General features: G+C 69.0%; 1 protein-coding gene. It reads left to right on the forward strand.

Annotated features, from left to right (window positions below; genetic code table 11):
• Nucleotides 1-348 precede the first annotated feature (348 nt).
• A complete protein-coding gene (gene xsc, locus QZY44_RS24495; RefSeq protein WP_295454304.1) occupies nucleotides 349-2082 on the forward strand; it encodes a sulfoacetaldehyde acetyltransferase in 1734 nt (577 codons plus the stop codon).
• The last annotated feature ends 122 nt before the right edge of the window (nucleotides 2083-2204 follow it).

Below are 2204 nucleotides of genomic sequence, written 5' to 3' on the forward strand. Positions count from 1 at the left end.
ATCAGCGGCTTATGGCGGGGTGTGGTTGCGGGCCTTGATCATCGTTCTGGCCACGGGCAGGTGTAGGTCGCCCTTCAGGCTTGCGCGATGACGGGCGGTCGCCCTGAAGGGCGACCTACGGCGGCCGGAACGATGATCAATGCCTCCTTGCGCATGACCGCAAGGCACCGGACGGTGTCACGATAGGGCCGCGGGCAGTGGTCCACAAAATAGGCAATTCTTGATTGCTTTTCACATTCTGCGCAGCGCCGAAAGCGAGATAACGAACGCAGCTTTGTTTCGTTCGCCCGGCGCAGGCCCCCGCCTAGACTGCCCCTCCCGCACCTCATTTCCGCCGGAGCCCACCGCATGCCCGCCTACGAAGGGAAACAGCGCGTCAGCGCCTCCGAGGCCTTTGTCGAGACCCTGGTCGCCAACGGCGTCACCGATGTTTTCGGCATCGTCGGCTCGGCCTACATGGACGCCCATGACCTGTTCCCCTTGGCCGGAATCCGCTTCATCTCCACCGCGCACGAGCAGAACGCCGGGCACATGGCCGACGGCTATGCCCGTGCGACCGGCCGGCACGGGGTCTGCATCGCGCAGAACGGCCCGGGTGTCACCAACTTCGTCACCGCCATCGCCGCCGCCTACTGGGCGCACTCGCCGGTGGTCGCGATCACCCCGGAGGCCGGCAGCGCCACGGCCGGCCTGGGTGGATTCCAGGAGACGGACCAGTTACCGATCTTCTCGCGGATCACCCGCTGGCAGACCCATGTGAACAGCCCGGCACGCATCGCCGAGCTGACCGGTCGGGCCTTTCACTACGCCCTGCACGAATACGGACCGACCCAGGTTAACATCCCGCGCGACTACTTCTATGGAGAGATCGAGACCGAGATTCCGCGCCCCTTCCGCATCGAGCGCGGCCCCGGCAGCCCGGAGGCGATCCAGGCGGCGGCCCGGCTCCTGGCCGCGGCCCGCTTCCCGGTGATCCTGGCCGGCGGCGGCGTGGGCATGGCCGATGGCGTGCCCGAGTTGATCCGTCTGGCGGAGCAGCTCTCGGCCCCGGTCGTGACCTCCTACCTGCACAACGACAGCTTTCCCGCCGGCCATCCGCTGGCCGCCGGACCGCTCGGCTACCAGGGCTCCCGGGCGGCGATGCGTCTGATCGCACGCGCCGACGTGGTGCTGGCGCTCGGCACCCGGCTCGGTCCCTTCGGCACCCTGCCCCAGTACGGTCTCGACTACTGGCCGCGGGAGGCGCAGATCATCCAGGTGGACACCGAGGCGCGCGTGCTCGGCCTGGTGAAGCCGATTGCGCTCGGCATCCACGGCGATGCCCGCGCCACCGCCCGGGCGCTCGGGGAGGCCCTGAATACGCTGGGGGGCGTGGCCCACCCGGTGGCGGACCGACTGGCGGTGATCGACGCGGAGCGCCGTGCCTGGGCGTTGGAACTCGCCGCCCTGGCCGGCGCCAATGAGCCCGGGCGGGTCGACCCGCGCCGGGCACTGACCCAACTCGCGCGTGCACTGCCGGCCAACGCGATGGTCGCCACCGACATCGGCAACGTCTGCTCAGTGGCCAACAGCTACCTGCACTTCGACGGTCCCAGGTCCTTCTTTGCCGCCATGAGCTTTGGCAACTGCGGCTACGCCTTCCCCACCGCGATCGGCGCCAAGGTGGGACGCCCGGACCGCCCGTCCATCGCCTATGTCGGCGACGGCGCCTGGGGGATGAGCCTGGCCGAGGTCCTCACCTGTGTGCGCGAAGCGATCCCGGTCGTCGCCGTGGTCTTCGACAACGCCCAGTGGGGCGCCGAGAAACGCAACCAGATCGACTACTTCGGCAGCCGTTTCCTGGGCACCGAGCTTGACAACCCGAACTTCGCCGAGGTCGCCCAGGCGATGGGCTCGCACGGGCTCACCGTCGAGCACGAGGATCAGGTTGGCGATGCGCTGAAGGCCGCGCTCGACTCCAACCGTCCGACCGTCATCGACCTGCGGCTCACCCGCACCCTGGCCGATCCCTTCCGGCGTGACGCCTTCAAACCGCCGCGGCGGCTGCTGGCCAAGTATGCGGGGTATAGCGCCAAGGGGTGAGCGCACCGGACTTCGGTGTCCACCGGCAGTCATCGCCTGTCAAAGGCCGGCAATGACCGCGGGGTCCAGCCCGGTCGACTGGGCGATGACGCCCGGCGCGACGCCGTTGGCCTTCATCGCCC

Origin of the sequence: uncultured Thiodictyon sp. (assembly GCA_903837595.1) — a bacterium.
Taxonomy (GTDB): domain Bacteria; phylum Pseudomonadota; class Gammaproteobacteria; order Chromatiales; family Chromatiaceae; genus Thiodictyon.

Coding starts and splice junctions, on each gene's coding strand:
- xsc (WP_295454304.1), top strand. CDS start 349: ATGCCCGCCTACGAAGGGAAACAGCGCGTCAGCGCCTCCGAGGCCTTT.